Below are 1,008 nucleotides of genomic sequence, written 5' to 3'. Positions count from 1 at the left end.
GGCCTGCGCGCCTCGCGCGCGGCCACCCACGGAGGGCTCGCATGACTGCAACGAAAGCTGCAACGAACGTCCACGTTCACCTGTTTTACGGCGCCGATCCGCGTACCTACCGGAAAGGCGAGAACATCGGCTGCCTGTACGGCTATCACCATGCCGAATCCGACGAATTCCGGCTGACCTATTCGCAGGACGGCGGCGAGAACCGCGTCGCCAGCCTAGCGCGCCGTGCGCTGAAGGCGGCGCTCGGCTTCGACGTCGTGCATGCGTGGCGCAACCGCGCGGCGCTGCTGAACACCGACGTGATCTGGACGCACACGGAGCAGGAGCATCTTGCCGCTTCGCTGATCCTGAAGCTCGCCGGTGCGCAGGGCAAGCGCCCGCTGCTGCTCGCACAAAGCGTCTGGCTGTTCGACAAGTGGGGCAGCTTCGGCGGCCCGCGTCGCTGGCTGTACCGCAAGCTGATCGCGCGCGCCGACGCGCTGACCACGCTGGCGCGCGACAACGCGGACCTGTGCCGCCGCTATCTCGGTCGCGACGCCGAGTTCGTCTACTACGGGCTGAACACGCAGGACTTCCCGATCACCGAGCCGCGGCAATGGCAGCCGAACCGGCCGCTGCGGATCGCGGCGATCGGCAACGACCGCGACCGTGACTGGCGCACCTTCCTGGCCGCATTCGGCGGCGACGAGCGCTACGACGTGCGGCTCGCGACGCGCCGCCGTGTGCCGCGCGAGTGGCATGCGCCGAATGTGAAGATCGGCTCGGCATCGGGGCTCGCGAAGCAGCACGAGCTGTACGCGTGGGCCGACGTGATCGTCGTGCCGCTGCGGCCGAACTTCCATGCGTCGGGCATCACCGTGATGCTCGAGGCGGCGGCCGTCGGCAAGCCGATGATCGTGTCCGACGTCGGCGGGCTCAGCGATTACTTCCCGCACGATACGGCCGCCTATGTGCCGGCGTTCGACGCGCAGGCGATGCGTCAGGCCGCCGATCGCTTCGTCGCCGATC

The 1,008-nt window shown here is 68.7% G+C and carries 1 protein-coding gene; it reads left to right on the top strand.

The features are described 5' to 3' along the window. Nucleotides 1–41: 41 nt before the first annotated feature. Nucleotides 42–1,008 (top strand): glycosyltransferase family 4 protein (locus tag JYJ84_RS37415; protein WP_205190369.1); only part of this gene is annotated, 967 nt, incomplete at its 3' end.

This window comes from Burkholderia sp. LMG 13014 (genome assembly GCF_905232215.1).
Taxonomy (GTDB): domain Bacteria; phylum Pseudomonadota; class Gammaproteobacteria; order Burkholderiales; family Burkholderiaceae; genus Burkholderia.
The sequence above is the reverse complement of the archived record's forward strand: the minus strand, read 5'-3'. Positions and strand labels throughout refer to the sequence as shown.